The sequence below is a fragment of the Streptomyces sp. NPDC005775 genome (assembly GCF_042871565.1).
Classification (GTDB): Bacteria; Actinomycetota; Actinomycetes; order Streptomycetales; family Streptomycetaceae; genus Streptomyces.
The window spans coordinates 95514-111588 of record NZ_JBIAIU010000014.1; the positions used below are offsets into that span (position 1 = coordinate 95514).

General features: G+C 70.3%; 12 protein-coding genes and 4 pseudogenes. 7 read left to right on the plus strand and 9 right to left on the minus strand.

Going from position 1 to position 16075, the window contains the following annotated elements:
* Positions 1-12: 12 nt before the first annotated feature.
* The 5 genes from ACFYPA_RS28730 to ACFYPA_RS28750 all read right to left on the minus strand — a co-directional run bounded on the left by ACFYPA_RS28730 (position 13) and on the right by ACFYPA_RS28750 (position 6372).
* Positions 13-1458, minus strand: a complete 1446-nt coding sequence (locus ACFYPA_RS28730; RefSeq protein WP_389135036.1) for a hypothetical protein — start codon at positions 1456-1458, stop codon at positions 13-15.
* A gap of 62 nt (positions 1459-1520) precedes the next feature.
* Positions 1521-2522 (minus strand): aldo/keto reductase, encoded by a 1002-nt coding sequence (locus ACFYPA_RS28735; protein ID WP_389135038.1) that lies wholly within the window; start codon positions 2520-2522, stop codon positions 1521-1523.
* Between the two features lie 5 nt (positions 2523-2527).
* Positions 2528-3550, minus strand: coding sequence for a hydroxyacid dehydrogenase (locus ACFYPA_RS28740; protein WP_359318122.1), 1023 nt, complete (start codon positions 3548-3550; stop codon positions 2528-2530).
* A complete protein-coding gene (locus ACFYPA_RS28745) occupies positions 3547-4749 on the minus strand; it encodes a mandelate racemase/muconate lactonizing enzyme family protein (RefSeq protein WP_359318125.1) in 1203 nt (400 codons plus the stop codon). Before ACFYPA_RS28745 ends, ACFYPA_RS28740 begins: the two co-directional genes overlap by 4 nt.
* Before the next feature lie 465 nt (positions 4750-5214).
* A complete protein-coding gene (locus tag ACFYPA_RS28750) occupies positions 5215-6372 on the minus strand; it encodes a GntR family transcriptional regulator (RefSeq protein WP_359083061.1) in 1158 nt (385 codons plus the stop codon).
* A gap of 590 nt (positions 6373-6962) precedes the next feature.
* Between ACFYPA_RS28750 and ACFYPA_RS28755 the strand changes: the two genes are divergently transcribed.
* Together ACFYPA_RS28755 and ACFYPA_RS28760 are read left to right on the plus strand one after the other, a co-directional pair.
* The gene (locus tag ACFYPA_RS28755) at positions 6963-8843 is read left to right on the plus strand and encodes a right-handed parallel beta-helix repeat-containing protein (protein WP_359083062.1); all 1881 of its coding nucleotides are present in this window, start codon (positions 6963-6965) and stop codon (positions 8841-8843) included.
* 194 nt (positions 8844-9037) lie between these two features.
* Positions 9038-11470, plus strand: a complete 2433-nt coding sequence (locus ACFYPA_RS28760) for a glycoside hydrolase N-terminal domain-containing protein (protein ID WP_389135041.1) — start codon at positions 9038-9040, stop codon at positions 11468-11470.
* Between the two features lie 49 nt (positions 11471-11519).
* Here the strand turns inward: ACFYPA_RS28760 and ACFYPA_RS28765 are convergent, their stop codons facing one another.
* Entirely contained in the window at positions 11520-11780 is a 261-nt protein-coding gene (locus ACFYPA_RS28765; RefSeq protein ID WP_389135297.1) for a sugar-binding domain-containing protein, read from the minus strand.
* A gap of 6 nt (positions 11781-11786) precedes the next feature.
* Positions 11787-11921, minus strand: a complete 135-nt coding sequence (locus ACFYPA_RS28770; protein ID WP_389135043.1) for a hypothetical protein — start codon at positions 11919-11921, stop codon at positions 11787-11789.
* A 292-nt stretch (positions 11922-12213) separates the two neighbouring features.
* Here ACFYPA_RS28770 and ACFYPA_RS28775 point away from each other — a divergent pair, with 292 nt between their 5' ends.
* The 3 genes and pseudogenes from ACFYPA_RS28775 to ACFYPA_RS28785 all read left to right on the plus strand — a co-directional run.
* On the plus strand, positions 12214-13257 hold the full coding sequence (locus tag ACFYPA_RS28775; RefSeq protein WP_389135045.1) for an ornithine cyclodeaminase family protein: 1044 nt from the start codon (positions 12214-12216) through the stop codon (positions 13255-13257).
* A gap of 69 nt (positions 13258-13326) precedes the next feature.
* Positions 13327-13564 (plus strand): annotated as a pseudogene (locus tag ACFYPA_RS28780) (RacP protein); the annotation flags it as partial.
* Positions 13565-13634: 70 nt separating this feature from the next.
* A pseudogene (locus ACFYPA_RS28785) lies at positions 13635-13769 on the plus strand (IS5/IS1182 family transposase); the annotation flags it as partial.
* Between the two features lie 137 nt (positions 13770-13906).
* Here the strand turns inward: ACFYPA_RS28785 and ACFYPA_RS28790 are convergent.
* Together ACFYPA_RS28790 and ACFYPA_RS28795 are read right to left on the minus strand one after the other, a co-directional pair.
* Entirely contained in the window at positions 13907-14383 is a 477-nt protein-coding gene (locus ACFYPA_RS28790) for an ATP-binding protein (RefSeq protein WP_389135047.1), read from the minus strand.
* A gap of 163 nt (positions 14384-14546) precedes the next feature.
* The gene (locus ACFYPA_RS28795; protein WP_389135049.1) at positions 14547-14795 is read right to left on the minus strand and encodes a hypothetical protein; all 249 of its coding nucleotides are present in this window, start codon (positions 14793-14795) and stop codon (positions 14547-14549) included.
* Positions 14796-14907: 112 nt separating this feature from the next.
* Here ACFYPA_RS28795 and ACFYPA_RS28800 point away from each other — a divergent pair.
* A pseudogene (locus tag ACFYPA_RS28800) lies at positions 14908-15456 on the plus strand (Scr1 family TA system antitoxin-like transcriptional regulator); the annotation flags it as partial.
* A gap of 224 nt (positions 15457-15680) precedes the next feature.
* Positions 15681-15956, plus strand: a pseudogene (locus tag ACFYPA_RS28805) (restriction endonuclease); the annotation flags it as partial.
* Between the last annotated feature and the right edge of the window lie 119 nt (positions 15957-16075).

Consider the following 16075-nt stretch of genomic DNA (forward strand, 5'->3'; position numbering starts at 1 on the left):
GGGGCTCCGGTGTCACAGCCGCCCCCGGTAGGGCAGGGCGCCGACGGCCGTGATGTCGGTGGGTGCCGCGTCGCCGTCGACGCGGTAGATGCCGTCGTTGGCGACGAAGAACTCGAGCGGGTCCGGATACCGCAGGTCCTCGGGCAGCGGCTCGCGGTCGGTCCAGGCGAAGAACTCCCGGGTGAAGGTGTCCTTGTCCTTGCGGCCGTAGATGTGCAGGTCCCCCGCGGTCAGCGGCGAGCGCACGCACCAGTGCACGCCGGACTCGGCCCAGAAGGCGCGGTCGCTGATCAGTACCGACTGCCGGTCCCTGGGGGCAAGCACCTTGTCCCAGAAGCCGTCGCCCGGTCCCAGCCGCGCCATCAGGAACATCAGGTCGTGGGCGTGCCAGGCCGTGCTGGGCGCGATGTCGGCCTCGTTGTGCCAGCCGCTGGCGGAGGCGAAGTAGCCACCGGGCGTCTGGTAGCCCGCATAGGTGGCCAGGCACGCCTCGGTGAAGGCTTCCAGCTCGGCGTCGGGCCCCTCGGCCAGCACCTCGTGGATGCCGTAGAGCGTCAGGCCCATGCCCGCGATCAGCATGGGCGTGTCCGTCTTCAGGGCGCGGTCGCCCTGGACGTACCAGTAGCGGTGGTAGCGGACGGCGCCGGTCTCGTCGGTCCACGCCGAGCGGGCAACGTGCCGGCACAGCCGCCTCGCTTCGGCCAGCAGCTCCGGATCGCCCTGGGCGCGGTAGCCGAGCACCAGGGGGACGATCATGAGGCCGTAGTACTCGGCCGGTTCCAGGATGCCGCCCTCGGCACGGTCCCGCACGGTGCGGAACGTGCCGGAGCTGTCCGCGTCGGGTACGCCGCGGTGGTGGAACAGGCGTACCAGGGTGGCGAGGTCCTCGGGTATCTGCTCCGCGTAGGTCTTGTCGTCGGCCAGCTCCGTGTAGAGCTGCTTGACCCACACCCGGGCGTACTCCTGGTTGCAGGTACCGTCCTCACCGGCCCGGCCGCCCCCGTACATCTCGCACGCGTCGAGATTGCGGCGTACGGCCTCGAGCGCGGCGTCCACCTCGTCGGCGGGCAGCAGATGACGTGCGTGCTGCAGCGCGAGCAGCACACCGAGGCTGCCGACCGCGTTGTGGATGAGACCGATGGTCGCCGACTCACCGACCTGGAAGCCGATGTGCCGGTACTGGCCGTCGTCCTGGAACTCCGTGGCCTGGTAGCGCACCAGCCGCCGCAGCAGCTCGACGCCCCGCTCGTCGGGCTGTTCGGCCAGGGCCTGAGCGAGGGCGCCGACGGCCGGGCCGGCGAACGTGGTGTGCCCGCTGGTGAAGTCGAGGAAGGTGAAGGGGTTGGTACCCCACACGCTGTGGTTGTGGAAGCCGTTGACCGCGCCCTCCTCCGTGATCCAGCTGTGCAGCCAGCCGGCGAGTGCGGCCGTGTCCGGCTCGGTCGTGCGGGGTTCCATGGCGTTCCTTCCGTAGTGGTTACACGGCCGTGCGGCATCCGGCCGCGCGGAGTCGGTGACGTTCAGGTACGTCCCCCGGCGGACCGCGTCGCACGGCTCGCGGGAAGCAGGGACAGTGCGGTCAGTTCGTCCCACAGCGCGTCGGGGACAAAGGCCGCCAGCCGGTCGGCGTTGGTACGGGACTGGTGGGCGTTCCGTGCGCCGAGGACCACCGAGGTGACCGCCGGGTGCCGCAGCGGGTGGGCGATGGCGGCCTCCGGAAGTCCGCTGCCGTGCCGCTCGCAGACATCGGCGATCGCGGCGGCCCGGCCGAGCAGTTCACGGGAGGCCGGCCGGTAGTCGTAGGTGGCGTGCACCGGTGGGCGGGGGGCCGCGAGCAGCCCGGAGTTGTACACCGCGGCGGCGACGACGCCCACGCCCCTCTCCAGGGCGAGCGGGAGCAGCTCGTCCTCGGCGGAGTGGTCGAGCAGGGTGTGGCGGCCGGCCACCATGACGATGTCCACGTCGCAGCGGCGGACGAACTCGGTGAGCATCCCGGTCCGGTTCATTCCGGCGCCCACCGCCTTCACCACCCCCTGATCGCGCAGTTCGACGAGGGTGTCGATGCCCGTCGTGGACGCCTCCTGCCAGTGGTCGTCGGGGTCGTGGAGATAGACGATGTCGACGTGGTCCAGGCCGAGGCGTTCCAGACTGCCCTCCAGGGATCGCAGGATCCCGTCCCGGCTGAAGTCCCAGCTGCGGTGGGACGCCGCGGGCACCTCGAATCCGCCGTCGTCCCCGAGGTGGGCCGTTTGTGGACTCGGCACCAGCAGCCGGCCCACTTTGGTGGAGACGGTGTACTGGGACCGGGGACGCCCCGAGAGGGCCGCGCCGAGCCGGCGTTCGGACAGCCCGAGCCCGTAGTGCGGGGCCGTGTCGTAGTAGCGGACGCCGCTCCGCCAGGCCGCGTCGACGGCGCCCGAGGCGTCCTCGTCGCTCGTGACCCGCCCGAGGTTGCCCAACTGGGCCGCGCCGAAGCCGAGTTCTGTCAGGGCAGGGGTGCGGGGGCCGGTTCGGGTACGCATGCGCCTCACCGGACCCTGGCGCGCGCGGAGGCCGCGAGGTCCTCCGGGTGGGCGAACGGACGGCCCGACGCGAACCGCTCCACCTCGTTGACGACGGCGTCTCCGATGCGGCGGAGCTCACCGCCCATGGAGCCGGCCAGGTGCGGGGTGAGCACGACGTTGTCCAGCGACCACAGGCCGCTGTCCGCCGGAAGGGGTTCCGGGTCGGTGACGTCGAGCACGGCGTCGATCCGGCCGCTGCGGAGCTCCGCGGTCAGGGCGGCCTGGTCGACGACGGCGCCGCGGGCGGTGTTCACGAGCGTTGCCCCGTCACGCATGAGGGCGAGCAGGCCCGCGTCGATCTGCCCCCGTGTTCGCGGGGTCAGCGGCTGGTGCAGGGACACCACGTGACTGCTTCTCATGAGTTCGGCGAGCGGCACCGGCCGCGCACCGAGGGCGATGGCTTCCTCCGGGGCGAGGGTGGGGTCGTACACGAGCACGTCGACGTCGAAGGAGCGGAGCAGGGCGAGGACCGCCCGGCCCACGGTGGAGGCACCGACGATGCCCACGGTCTTTCGGTAGTTGCCGGGTACGGAGTGCGTGGCCGGATGGTCCGGAACGCTCCTGGAGCGCCGGAACGCCCGCGCGGCGGGCAGCGCCCGCTTGCCGGCCAGAAGGATCATGGCGAGCGTGTACTCGGCCACCGGGACGGAGTTGGCGGCCCGGGCGTTGGCGGCGACCACCCCGCGGGCGGCGAAGGACTCGGGGTCCTCCAGACAGGTCGCGGCGACACCGCCCGCGTAGACGACGGCCCGCAGCCTCGAGACGTACGGGAGGTGGGCGGCGCGGACGACGGGCGCGTTCCAGCCCGCGACGAGGATGTCCGCCCCGGCAAGGATCTCCCGTGAGCGGGCGGATTCCAGTTCGGTGAGAACGAGGCCGGTGTCGATGTCGGTGGCCCGGCGAAGGCGGGCGAACGCGTCCTCGTCGAAGAGGGAGCCGGGCAGACCGGGAGGGTTCATCGCGAGGACGGCACGTGGTCGTGTCACGGGGCGATCCCCTTGCGGGCGCGCCCGGCGGCAACGTTGTCGGTGGGCCGGCCGTCGTGCCCGGACTCGGCCACGAGGCGCAGGCCGGCATCGGGCGGCCGGACGTGGGGTCCGGCCGGCTGGGCCCAGCCGGCCGTCTCCTCCAGCCGCGCGATCGCCGCCTCGTCGACGGTGATGCCGAGACCCACGGAGTCGCCGAGGACGATGCCGCCGTCGGCGATCTCCTGGTCCACGGTGAGTCCCACCGGGGCCGAGGTGTCCTGTACTTCGGTGACCAGGTGGTTGGGGGTCGCGGCGGCGGCGTGGGCGAGGGGGTTGGTCTCGTATCCGACCGGGCTGACGGGCAGGTCCTGGCCGTGGGCGAGGGTGGCGACCCGGAGGAAGTGGGTGATGCCCCAGACGCTGCCGGTCTGCACCACCTGCACGGCGTCCCCGGCCAGGAGAGGACGGAACTGCTCCAGTCCGGTCAGGTTCTCGCCGGTGGCGACGGCAGCGCGTGCGGTTCGCCCCACGGCCCGGTTTCCTGACACGTCCCACCGGCGGACCGGTTCCTCGATCCAGGTGAGGTCGACGTGGCTCTCGATGCGGGCCAGCAGCCGCACCGCCTGGTGTCTGCCCCAGGTCTCGTTGACGTCGAGCATCAGGGCGGGGGAGCGGGTGGTGGCTCGTAGCACGTCCGCCACCGCGTTGAGCCGCCTGATGTCGCGGTCGGTGTCGAGTCCGCCCTTGATCTTGGCTCCGGTGAAGCCGCGTTCGGCCCAGCCGGTGTACAGCGCGACGAGTTGCTCGTCGTCCAGGGCGATGTCCAGGCCGGAGGCGTAACCGGGAACGAAGCGGTCGGCTGCGCCGAGTGTGCGCCACAGTGGCTCGCCGGCCATCTTGGCCTTGAGGTCCCACAGCGCCATGTCGAAGGCGCCGATGGTGCCGAACACGGCGCCGCCGTGGCCGGTCTTGAACGTGTGGGCCAGCATCCGGTCGTAGAGGGCGGTGACGGCCCGCGGGTCCTGCCCCTCGATGGCGGGGAAGATCCGATGGGCCTCGGTGTGGGCCCCCAGGCCCACACCGGTGAGACCGTCGTCGGTTTCGACCAGGACGACCGGGACTTCGGTGACCCCGCTTGCGACGACGCCGTTCGCGTCCCCGACGGGTCGGCCCCAGTTGTGCGCGGTCCGCAGGGACCGGTATCCGGTGATCTTCATCTGCTCCCCCTCTGAGTGCTCGTTAGCAGCCCCTGGACGGAGGCGCGGGAGGCCTCCGGGGTGGCTGGTGCGTTCCTGGACCGATGACCTGTGGTCCGGGGAGGCCGGGCGCGGGCCGCGGGGGATGGTGCCGGGGCACGCGGTTCGCGCTCGACGACCGCGCCGTTCGCTGATGGTTCGGGGGCGTTTTCTCTTGGCGCGGGTCATGGCGTCGCGCCGTCGAGGGGGAGGCCCCGTGCCACCCCTTCAACGGTCGTAACGTATCATACAAGTGACGACCTGAAGGCTCTGCGGTAACGCCGAACTCGCCCGTGCTGCACGGTTCGTGGACGCAAAACGCCATGTCGGAGCACGTGCCGTACCCGATGAGCCCGGATCCGGCCCCGGCGGGTCCGTAGCCCGCAGCGGGGGCGGCCCTGAACGCGCGGGCCGTCGAGCCGGAGCGTTCCCGAGGCCGCCCGGCTGTCAGTCCGAGGTGCCCGGGCCCGTCGGACCGGCGAGGTAACCGTCCACCTCGCCCGCGGCGTGGGCGGCGAACATCGGCCCGGCGATCTCGGGATCGCCGGAGCGCAGGACCTCCAGGAGTTCCGCGTGGTGTTCGGCCAGCGCGCCCCAGCCACCGGCGTAGCGGGGGTCGCCCAGTACGTGGAGATCCCAGAGGCTGGACTCGATCACGCGCCACAGCCGCGTCAGCGCGCCGTTGCCGGCGGCCGCGCATACATGCCGGTGAAACGACATGTCGGCGCTGCGGAAGGCCGCGATGTCGCCCCTGTCCACGGCGAGGCGCAGCCGTGCCACATCGTCCGTCAGCAGCCGTGTGTGCTCGGCGTCCAGGCGGCCGGCCGTGCGACGGGCCACGTACTCCTCGAACATGATCCGGATGTCCCTCACGTCCTGGGCCTGTTGCTCGGGGATCCGGGACACACGCGTGCCGCGGTGCGGCTGGGAGGTGACCAGGCCCTCGTGTGCCAGACGCTTGATCGCCTCGCGCGGCGGTGCGTGACCCGTGCCCACCCGGCGGGCGATGTCCGCCTCCACGAGGCTTTGACCCGGCGCGAGTTCACCGCTGACGATCCAGTCACGCAGCAGCGCGTAGACGTGGTCCGATGGCGGCCGGTGCGGGGGGCGTGCCGGGGCCGGAGCCGCGCCCGCCGCGCTTCGTCCGTCCCCTCGCCGGCGCCCGCCCTTCGGCGGTCGCGCATCCTCGGGCAACTCGGCGGCCTGCTCGCGCCGGATGCGCGCCACGGTGGACTGCGACAGGCCCAGGGCGTCCGACAGGGTGCGGGTGGACGGCACCGGAGCGCCTTCGCCGGCCTGCGCGAGCGCCTCCGCGATACGTGCTTCCGCCTCCCGTCTGGTGACGCTGCGCGGTCGGCCCGAGCGCGGAGCGTCCCTCAGCCCGGCCACGCCCCGCCGCACGTAGCGGTCCCGCCACTTGGCCACGGTGGCGGGACTGACCTGGAACCGCTGAGCCACCTCGGCGTTGGTCAGCCCTTCGGCCAGGGCCAGGACGATGCTGCTGCGCAGACGCACGGCCCCGGGCAGTTGACGCGAGTAGTCGGACAGAGCAGCCCGGTCCTCCTCGCTGAGCTGGGGAAACGCCTGCGGATCGGAAGATGTCATGGCTTTGCCACTCCACGGTTGGGTGAATTTATGACTCGGAGGGCCACGAGAATGACGTCCCGCACACATCAACTTATTGTTCGCTCCGGCGTATTGACGGCGACCGGGCGCGAACATCTTACTTATCGTGCTCAGCCAGTGACCCACGAGATCGTGCTCCGCGAAGCACCCCGAGGAGGAAACGCTGCGTGAACGAAGGACCGAAGAGGCGGGGGCCGGAAGAACCGGCGCCGTGTCTCCCGTCCGCACCTGATCACCGTCCCCGGCCCGGCCCGGGACACCAGGACCCCACGCGGGGGCAACCGCCCCCGATCATGACGGCCCGCGCGACGGTACCCCGTGCCCGCGCCTACCCGCGCCGAATCCCTCCTGCGCCCTTTTACGCGCAGGTACCGCCCGGGCGGAGCGTTCCTGCTCCCCGGTGACCGGCGGGCGATGACAGACCGAACGTGAAGCCGCGATGACGTGCTCGGGCGTCGTCATCGCGTGCAGGAGCACGCCCCGGTGCGGCACGACCCGTGCCGCACCCGGCGGCCGCACGTCCACGGCCGAACGACAGAGCCACACAACGCACGTGGCAAGGAGACCTCATGCCCCTCACCACCCTCGTACGAAACAGGTCAAGACTTCCCCTGCTGCTGGCAGCCGGCGCCCTGCTGGTCAGCGGAGCGACACTGAACGTCCCCGACGCGCAGGCGCAGGCGAGCGGCTGCAAGGCCACCGATCTCTTCGTCGCGCCCGACGGGAGCGACCGGGCCAAGGGCACCGAGGCCAGCCCCTTCAAGACCATCGAAGGCGCCCGCGACCACATCCGCGACAAGGGCCTCAACCGCCCCGGACGCATGCGGTGCGACATCAACGTCAATCTGCGCGCGGGCGACTACCCGGTCTCCACCACGATCGACTTCGACGACCGGGACTCGGGTGCCGACGGGCACCGGGTCGTCTACCGCTCCTACGACGGCGCGGGCAAGGCCCGTGTGATGGGCGCGGCCCCGGTCACCGGCTGGGAGGAGTACAAGGACGGCATCTACCGTGCGGACGTCGGCACGGACAAGCCCTTCTACACCCTCTTCGAGGACGGCAAGCGCGCCACCACGGCCCGCTACCCCAACCGCAAGTCCGACGACGAGTGGGCCCCCTACATGACCTCGGTGCTCTCCGAGCCGGAGAAGGAGGCCGTCCGTCAGTGGCTGTACTCCAGCCCCGGCGACTGGGACGCGAGCTGGAATCTCGACCAGGCCTCGGCCGTCGTCTGGTCGGGCGGGAGCTGGAGCTGGTTCACCGACACCGTCCCGATCCGGGACTGGAACCCGGCGAAGAACCAGATGACCCTGAAGTACTGGACCCGCTACGCCCTGATGAACTCGCGCGGGGGATCCCGCTACTTCCTGCAGAACTCGCTGGACTTCCTGGACCAGGCGGGCGAGTACTACATGGACTTCAAGAAGGGCCAGGTGTACTACAAGCCGCGCGGCGACATCAACGACGTCACCGTCCTGCGGCCCACCGTGAAGACCCTGTTCAACCTGGCCGGGCCCAGCCCGGACCGGCGCGTGCAGAACATCTCCCTCGACGGGCTCTCGCTCCAGTACACCGACTTCGTCGACTGGTACCGCAACGGCTGGATCAGTGACGGCGACTCCGGCGAACCGCACAAGTACCCCGAGTACGACCGGCAGATCGAGATGCCCCGCAACCGCTTCGGCGCCGTCACCGTGACCAACAGCAAGGACATCACCCTGTCCCGGCTGCACATCTCCGACACCGGTTTCCACGCGGTGTACGCCCTCTTCGCCAACGACGGACTGACGGTCAGGGACAGCCTGCTGGAGAACATCGGCGGCGACGGCATCAAGGTGGAGGGCCCGTACCCCGGCGAGGGCAACACCTCCAACGGTCACCTGCTGACCAACAACTACATCACCCACTACGGCGAACTGGTGCCCGGCGACGCCTCCGGCATCGAACTCATGAACACCGGTCACAACACGATCAGCCACAGCCACATCAAGCACAGCGCGCGCTACGGCATCAGCCTCGAAGCGCGGCCCGAGGTCGCGCCTGCGGACGACTACGCCCGCGACAACACCTTCGAGTACCTGCGCATCGACCAGGCGGGCCTGGACAGCGGTGACATGGGCGCCTTCTACACCTACGGCGTCAGCAACGTCGAACCGCACACGATCGACAACCACGTCCGCCAGATGGTCATCGGCGATGTGATCCCCGACGGTTCCATGCCGGACAGCGGAACCCGCGGCATCCACATGGACGCCGGCGGCTGCGGGTTCAGCTTCGAGAACATCGAGGTCGGCAAGACCACCGACCAGAGCTACCAGAGCTACCAGTGCAACGACGTGAAGAACGCCAACTGGGAAGACGGCTACGACGCCTCGAAGATGGAGTACGACAAGATCGGCGTCTCCGCCGACTTCCCGTACCCCCTGCCCGAGGGCGACACCCAGTGACCGGTCACTGACCGGACACTCCGAGAGGTACGGGCCCGTCCGCGGGACCGGGGGCGACCCCCCACCCGGACGGGCCCGTACCTCCGCCTCTCCCGGGGTGGGGGCGCGGCCACGGCTCCCTGGGCCCGGCACCCCCCACCCCCGCGACCGGCACGTCACCTGTCCGCACCGCACCACACATCTGGAGGCACCCCATGTCCGAGTTGTCCCGGCGGAACGTCCTGGCCGCTGCCGGAGCATCCGCGGCGTCGTTGGCCCTGAGCGCCGGAAACGCACAGGCGGCCGGAGCGGCCGGTGCCGCCGCCCCGGCGGCCGGCGGTTCTGCGCACGGCCCCAACCCCATGCGCCTGTGGTACCGGTCCCCAGCCGCGGAATGGCTGGAGGCACTGCCTGTCGGCAACGGGCGGATCGGCGCCATGGTCTTCGGCGGTACCGACACCGAACGGCTCCAGCTCAACGAGGACAGCCTGTGGGCCGGGGGTCCGCACGACTACGTCCGTCCCGGTGCCGGAACACACCTGGACGAGATCCGCCGCCTGGTGGTGGAGGAGAAGTGGAACCAGGCGCAGCGGCTCATCGACACCGACTTCATCGGCAGTCCCTCCGAGCAGGTCGCCTACCAGGTGCTCGGTGACCTCGAACTCGTCTTCGACAGCGTGGGCGAGGTGACCGACTACGAACGCGAACTGGACCTGGAGACGGCGGTCGTGCGCACCGGCTACACGCGCGCCGGAGTCCGCCATGTGCGGGAGGTCTTCGCCAGCACCCCCGACCAGGTCATCGTCGTACGGATGACCGCCGACACACCGGGCGCCATCGGTTTCACCGCCCGCTTCACCACTCCCCAGCGGGCGACCGGCTCCGCCGTGGACGCGCACACCGTCGCGCTCGACGGCGTCAGCGGCGACTGGTACGGCCTGCCCGGGTCCGTGCACTTCCGCGCGCTCGCCCACGCGCGGACCGAGGGCGGCCGCGTGTCCACCGCTGACGGCCTGCTGACCGTCGAGGACGCCGACAGCGTGACCCTGCTGATCTCCATGGCGACGAGTTACCGCAACTACCTGGATGCCGGGGCCGATCCCAAGGAACGAGCCCGCCGACACCTCGCCCCGGCGGCCGGACGGCCGTACCAGCACCTGCGCACCCGGCACGTGGCCGACTACCGGCGGCTGTTCTCCCGGGTCGCAATCGACCTGGGCCCCTCGGAGCGGACCGCTCTGCCCACCGATCAGCGCATCCCGCTCTTCTCGGACGGCAAGGACCCGCAGTTCGCCGCCCTGTACTTCCAGTACGGGCGCTACCTGCTGGCCTCCTGCTCCCGGACACCGGGCCAGCCCGCCAACCTCCAAGGCCTGTGGAACGACAGCCTCAACCCGGCCTGGGAGTCCAAGTACACCGTCAACATCAACTTCGAGATGAACTACTGGCCGGCCGGGCCCGCCAACCTGGCAGAGTGCTGGGATCCGGCCGTGCAGATGGTCCACGAACTGGCCGAGTCCGGAACCCGGACCGCCAAGGCGATGTACGACGCACCCGGCTGGGTGCTGCACCACAACACGGACGGCTGGCGGGGGACCGCGCCCGTGGACGCCGCACAGTACGGCATGTGGCCGACCGGCGGCGCATGGCTCTGCCTCATGCTCTGGGACCACTACCGCTTCACGGGTGACAGGGGCGAGCTGAGCCGCAACTACCCGGTGATGAAGGGCGCGGTCGAGTTCTTCGTCAACACGCTCGTCGTGGATTCGAAGACCGGCTGGCTCGTCACCAACCCCTCGCAGTCCCCCGAGGTCACCCATCACCAGGACGAGGGCGAGAGCGTCAGCATCTGTGCCGGTCCCACCATCGACATGCAGCTCCTGCGGGACCTGTTCGACGCCTACCGGAAGGCCGCCGGGGAACTCGGCCGGGATGCCGGACTCGTCGAGCGGGTCAGTGAGATCCGCGACCGTCTCGCGCCCACGCGGGTCGGGTACCTCGGCCAGATCCAGGAATGGCTGGAGGACTGGGAGGAGGCCGCGCTGGTCCGCAGCCGTCATGTGTCCCACCTGTACGGCGTATTCCCGAGTGCGCAGATCAATCCTCGCACGACTCCCGAACTCGCTGCCGCCGCGGTGAAGAGCCTGGAACTGCGCGGAACGGCCGGTCAGGGATGGTCCCTCGCCTGGAAGATCAACATGTGGGCCAGGCTCCTGGACCCGGCACGGGCCTACAAGCACCTGGCGGACCTGCTCACCCCGGCGCGCACCGCCCCCAATCTCTTCGACCTGCACCCGCCGTTCCAGATCGACGGCAATTTCGGTGGGATCTCCGGCATTGCGGAGATGCTGCTGCAGAGCCACGCCGACGAGATCGCCCTGTTGCCGGCGCTTCCCGAGTCCTGGCCCGCCGGCTCCCTCCGCGGGCTGCGGGCCAGGGGCGGATTCGAGGTCGACCTCGCATGGACGGCGGACGGGATCACGCACGCGGAGGTGCGCTCGCTGCTCGGCAACCCGGTGCGTGTCCGGACCCCGCACCCGGTGGACGTCGAGGGTGCAGGTGCCGACCGGCCCGAGGAGTGCGTGGTGGCCTTCGATACCCGCCGCGGCGGACGGTACCTGCTGACCGCCCGGCCCACGGGGCACTGACGCGGGGGAGTGGCCCACCGGGCCACTCCAGGAGTTCCTCGCCATTTCGTCATCCGTGATCAGGATGTCGGCACACCTGCCGAGCACTGCGGATCGCGGCAGCCTTGTCCGTGCCTCCGGCAACCGCGATCCGCCGTTCCACCGCCCGCAGCCGGTAGGGCTCGATCCCGATGAGGCGGTCGTTGAAGCGAGCGTCGACGGCACGCCCCTCGGCGTCGAAGTACCGGGCCCACACGTCACCGACCGCCCCCAGTTCTCCGAGGTGCTGCTGGTCCTCATGGGTGATCGCGTTACCGGAGCGGCGCAGCAGAGGAGGCTACGGGCCGGGGCTGCCGACCCCGAGCAGGGCCGGCGTGATCCGGGACCACGCCTGCATGGTCTCGGCCATCGCGCTCGGCTGGTACGAGCACGACGAGGAGAAGATGCGCGCCGAACCGGTTGCCCGGTTCATCGACCACGCTGCGGTGCGCTTAACGAGTCGGGCGCACCGGTGAATCTGTGGCACCGGACGGCAGATCGTGGCCGTCGACGCCACCACCTCCATTCCTTTCTGCCCTCACCCGGATCCGTTTCGTCGTGGTACTGACCGACGACTGTCGGCGTACACGCTGATGTGCTCAGGCGCGTACGGATGAACATGCGCACGAAGGACGGCGTGTCACAGTCGGGCACTGGGGGCCGCGATTGACGCTAGCGCTGTGCGGCTGCTGGCCGGATGAGCGGTGTCAGGAGGTCGAGGCGTCGTGCTTGTTCTGGGGCGCTTGCAAGTCGAGGCCCTGCTCGATACTGACGCGCTGATTGATGCCCTGGCCCCGGCCATGGCAGACCTCAGCGCGGGCCGTGCCTCGGTACCCGACCGCGTCGCCGCACTGGTGCCCGAACGTGAGGGATTCCTGGCGGCCATGCCGGGCTTCCTGCCGTCGGCCAGGGTGCTCATGACCAAGCTGGTGGCACTCTTCCCGCACAACGACGAGGCACGGCTGCCTACACATCAGGCGCTGATTGTGGCGTTCGATCCGGACACCGGCGAGCCCACTGCGCTGCTGGACGGTACGGCCATCACCGCAGCGCGGACCGGCGCCTGCTCCGCGCTGTCGGCGCGACTGCTGGCCCGCGAGGACGCGACAGTGCTGGCAGTGCTGGGCACCGGCGTGCAGGCCCGGTCCCACGCCCGCGCGATCTGCCGTGTCCGCCCGATCCGGCAGATCCGCATCGCCGGCCGGGATCCGGCGAAAGCCGCTGCCCTGGCCGAGGAACTCTCAGCCGTACTGGAGGGCGAAGTCCAGGCCGTGTCCAGCTACGCCGAGGCGCTCGACGGCGCGGACATCGCCGCCGCGGCGACACACACCGTCGAACCCGTGATCCGCCGCTCCTGGCTGGCACCCGGGGTGCACATCATGTCCGTGGGGTACAACCCGGCCGGCCGCGAGATCGACGACGCCACGGTCACCGAGGCGCTGGTGTGCGTCGAATCACGCCAGGCCGTGCTGGCCCCGCTCCCTGCAGGCAGCAATGACCTGCTCATGCCGATCCGCGACGGTCTCATCACGGCCGATCACGTACACGCCGAACTGGGCGAACTCATCGCCGGCAGCAGACCGGGGCGCACCACACCGAACCACCCTCTACAAGTCGGTCGGCGTGGCACCGCAGGATGCCGCCGCCACGGCCCTGGTCCTCGCCGCCGCCCGCGAACAGGCAATCGGCGAGGAGATGACGCTGCGGTGATGCCGCTACCAGCGCGCGATCACGGCGGCTGGATCGGCAATGCACGATCCACCCGTTGAGCACATACGCCTGGACGCGGTTAAGCACATTCGCGTGTACGCCGACACTCTGCGGGGCTAGGCGGCATCCAAGGCCGGCCGCCACTGATCTGGCTCCGCGCGGACGGTTACCGGCTCGGCGCCGAGCGGGCGGCGCTGGAGGCATACGAACGGGCGGTGGTCAGTGAGAAGCTGATCGTGTTCCGCCGGTTCATCACCGCACCGTCGCCCCGCATGCCGCAGCCCCCCCGAACGACAGGTGGGACAGGCACATCGTCGCCCAGGGCACTCCATCGAATCAACCCTCGGCCCCGTCGCCGGCGCCTGACCGATTTCTCGCCGGGGCCGACCGGTTTCGCCGGTCGGCCCCGGGCACAGGTTACGGACGGGAGGAACGGATGCGTCGGCCCCGCTGTCCCTCGGACACCTCCAACGCCGAATGGGCCTTGATCGAGCCGCTGCTGCCGGTCCCGGCCTGCGAGACCCCGCGCGGGGGGCGGACCGGAGAGCACCCGCGCCGGGAGGTCGTGGATGAGATGGTGAACGCCCGCCGTCACGCGAGGGACTACGAACGGCTCGGCCGGCACTCCGAAACTCTCATCACCTGGGCAGCCATCACCCTCATGACCCGCCGCATCCGCTGAGTGAACTGTCCAGGGCCGCCGGAGGGTCACATCACCTGGCGGCCTGCCACGTCTCCGCCCGGGTCATCGGCCAGTACCACGGCGGCCCTGATGCGCTTGCCGACCGGCTCCCGGTGCACTTCGAAGCTGCGGCACGTCGCCATCACGATCTCCAGCCCGTGCTGGCCGACCCTGGTGGGGTCCGGCGGCAGAATGAGCGGAAGCGTCGTACTGCTGTCCCACACCGTCACCTCCACCGCGCCGTCCTTGACATCCAGCGACACGAGGCAGGGGCCGGGCGCGTATTTGCGGGCGTTTGTCACCAGCTCGCTCACTACCAGCTGGATCATTCCCATCGCGCGCTTCGACACCGGCAGCCCATGTACCGCCTGCAACGACGTCAGGAATTCCCGGGCCATGGCCCGGGCAGAAGCGATCTCCTCACTGCCCTCGAACACCGCGGAAACCGACAACCCACGGCCCACCAGCAGCTGCGGACCCCCGTCCTGCCCTTCCACGACCATCCCCCACCCCTTACGCCAGATGCGCTAACCAACGCCCCACCCGCCTACCCCTGAAACATCGCTGCATGCCTGCCCAGGCGCAGAAATCTGCCGGTCGTCGACGCAGCGGTGCCACCGCGGCATTCGGATCGAAAACAACTTCTCGGCTTGTCGTTCAACCCTGTCAGGGGGTGACGTAGTCACCCCAGCCGAAGGTGGCGGCGTAGGCCCTTCGAATCGCTTCTCCGCCGCGGCCACCCCTGATACAGATGATGGTCAGCGCGAGGATGAACCAGGCGGTGAAGCACCCCGCGACCACCAGAGTCCAGCGAGGGCCGGAGAAACTGGCAATGACGACCAGCGCCATGACCGTGACGACCAATCCGATATGGCCCCCGCCGATGTCCGTGCTGGACCTGCTGCCACCTGTCATCGGGGCCTCCCGCCAAAGATCATGCCGTTCTGTGTCAGAGCAGACTACGGAGCGCTGCCAGCGGTGTCAGTGCCGCTTCCACGACGGGGTCTGGTGCCGACCTTGTGGTGAGCGGGGCGGCATGCGCAAGGTCCAGCAGGGCTGGGAGGACCTCCACGACCAGCCCCGCGTCTGCCGCGTCTACCTCTCCAACGTCCCGCCCGGATTTCCTCCAGACCCCGGCGTTCGCGACCGCTCTCATGACCCAGATCACCGCGTTCCAGGGCACCCCCGACGATGTCGCCGAAGCAGTCGCCGCCCGCTTCCGGTTCCTCTACCAGGGCGGCCACCGCTAGGTCGTCCTCATGGAGGAGTCGGTCCTGTACTTCCGTACCGCCGATCCCGACGCGATGCGCGGAAAGCTGCGCCACCTCCTGGCCGTGATGCCGCTCGCCTCCGTCTCGCTGGGGATCATCCCGTTCACGGCGCAGCGCACGGTGTGGCCGCTGGAGGCGTTCTACGTCCACGACGACACCATGGCCGTGGTGGAGACGCTGACGGCGGAGATCAAGGTGAGCCAGCCGCGCGAGCTCGCCGACTACGCGAAGGCGTTCGCCGCCTCGCGGAGATGGCCGTCTACGGCGACGCCGCCCGCGCGCTCATCCGGGCCGCGATCGACGCCTGGAGTGAACCTCCCGCAATTATCCGCAATCCGATTGAGGACCAATCCACTTCCTCCGTAGCGTCGAACGACACCGACACCCCAGCAACGGAGGCGGTGCCCCATGAGCGCACCCCACCCGCCGACCCTCAACCGGAAGGCCGCGGCCTCCAGCCGCCCGGCTTCGGCCGGCCTTCCCCGACGCTGCTGGAACGAGCCGACCGCGGCTACGCCCGGCTTCCCGCGACCCGGCCCTTGCCCCCAGCGACTACGAGCAAATTGCCCTCCAACTCACCGGGCACGCCCGCGCGGTGGCCGCCGACGTCGCCCGCCACGCCGCCGCCCTGCCGCAGAGCGACGGCCGCGGCGCCCTCGCCGAAGTCGTACTCCGCGAAGCCGACGGCCGCCTCTCCGCCCCGCTCGAAGGAACGGCCCGCTGCGCCCGGAACCATGCCCGCCTCGTACGGGCCCTCTACACGCGGCTGGACCACCTCACCGAGGCCGTCCCAGCCGCCACGTAGCCCGCAGGCGGCCCACCCACCCAGGGCCTATACGCACTCCAGTGCGATGCCACGGCCTCCAGGGCCACGGCATCAAACCGGCGTGCGTGTACGTCCTGGAGTGCGATGCCGCTGACCCG

Bases quoted from the DNA above. Each gene is read 5' to 3' on its own strand.
- ACFYPA_RS28750 (WP_359083061.1), bottom strand. From the start codon at position 6,372: ATGACATCTTCCGATCCGCAGGCGTTTCCCCAGCTCAGCGAGGAGGAC.
- ACFYPA_RS28735 (WP_389135038.1), bottom strand. From the start codon at position 2,522: ATGCGTACCCGAACCGGCCCCCGCACCCCTGCCCTGACAGAACTCGGC.
- ACFYPA_RS28795 (WP_389135049.1), bottom strand. From the start codon at position 14,795: ATGACAGGTGGCAGCAGGTCCAGCACGGACATCGGCGGGGGCCATATC.
- ACFYPA_RS28745 (WP_359318125.1), bottom strand. From the start codon at position 4,749: ATGAAGATCACCGGATACCGGTCCCTGCGGACCGCGCACAACTGGGGC.
- ACFYPA_RS28755 (WP_359083062.1), top strand. From the start codon at position 6,963: ATGCCCCTCACCACCCTCGTACGAAACAGGTCAAGACTTCCCCTGCTG.
- ACFYPA_RS28760 (WP_389135041.1), top strand. From the start codon at position 9,038: ATGTCCGAGTTGTCCCGGCGGAACGTCCTGGCCGCTGCCGGAGCATCC.
- ACFYPA_RS28790 (WP_389135047.1), bottom strand. From the start codon at position 14,383: ATGGTCGTGGAAGGGCAGGACGGGGGTCCGCAGCTGCTGGTGGGCCGT.
- ACFYPA_RS28770 (WP_389135043.1), bottom strand. From the start codon at position 11,921: ATGAACCGGGCAACCGGTTCGGCGCGCATCTTCTCCTCGTCGTGCTCG.
- ACFYPA_RS28730 (WP_389135036.1), bottom strand. From the start codon at position 1,458: ATGGAACCCCGCACGACCGAGCCGGACACGGCCGCACTCGCCGGCTGG.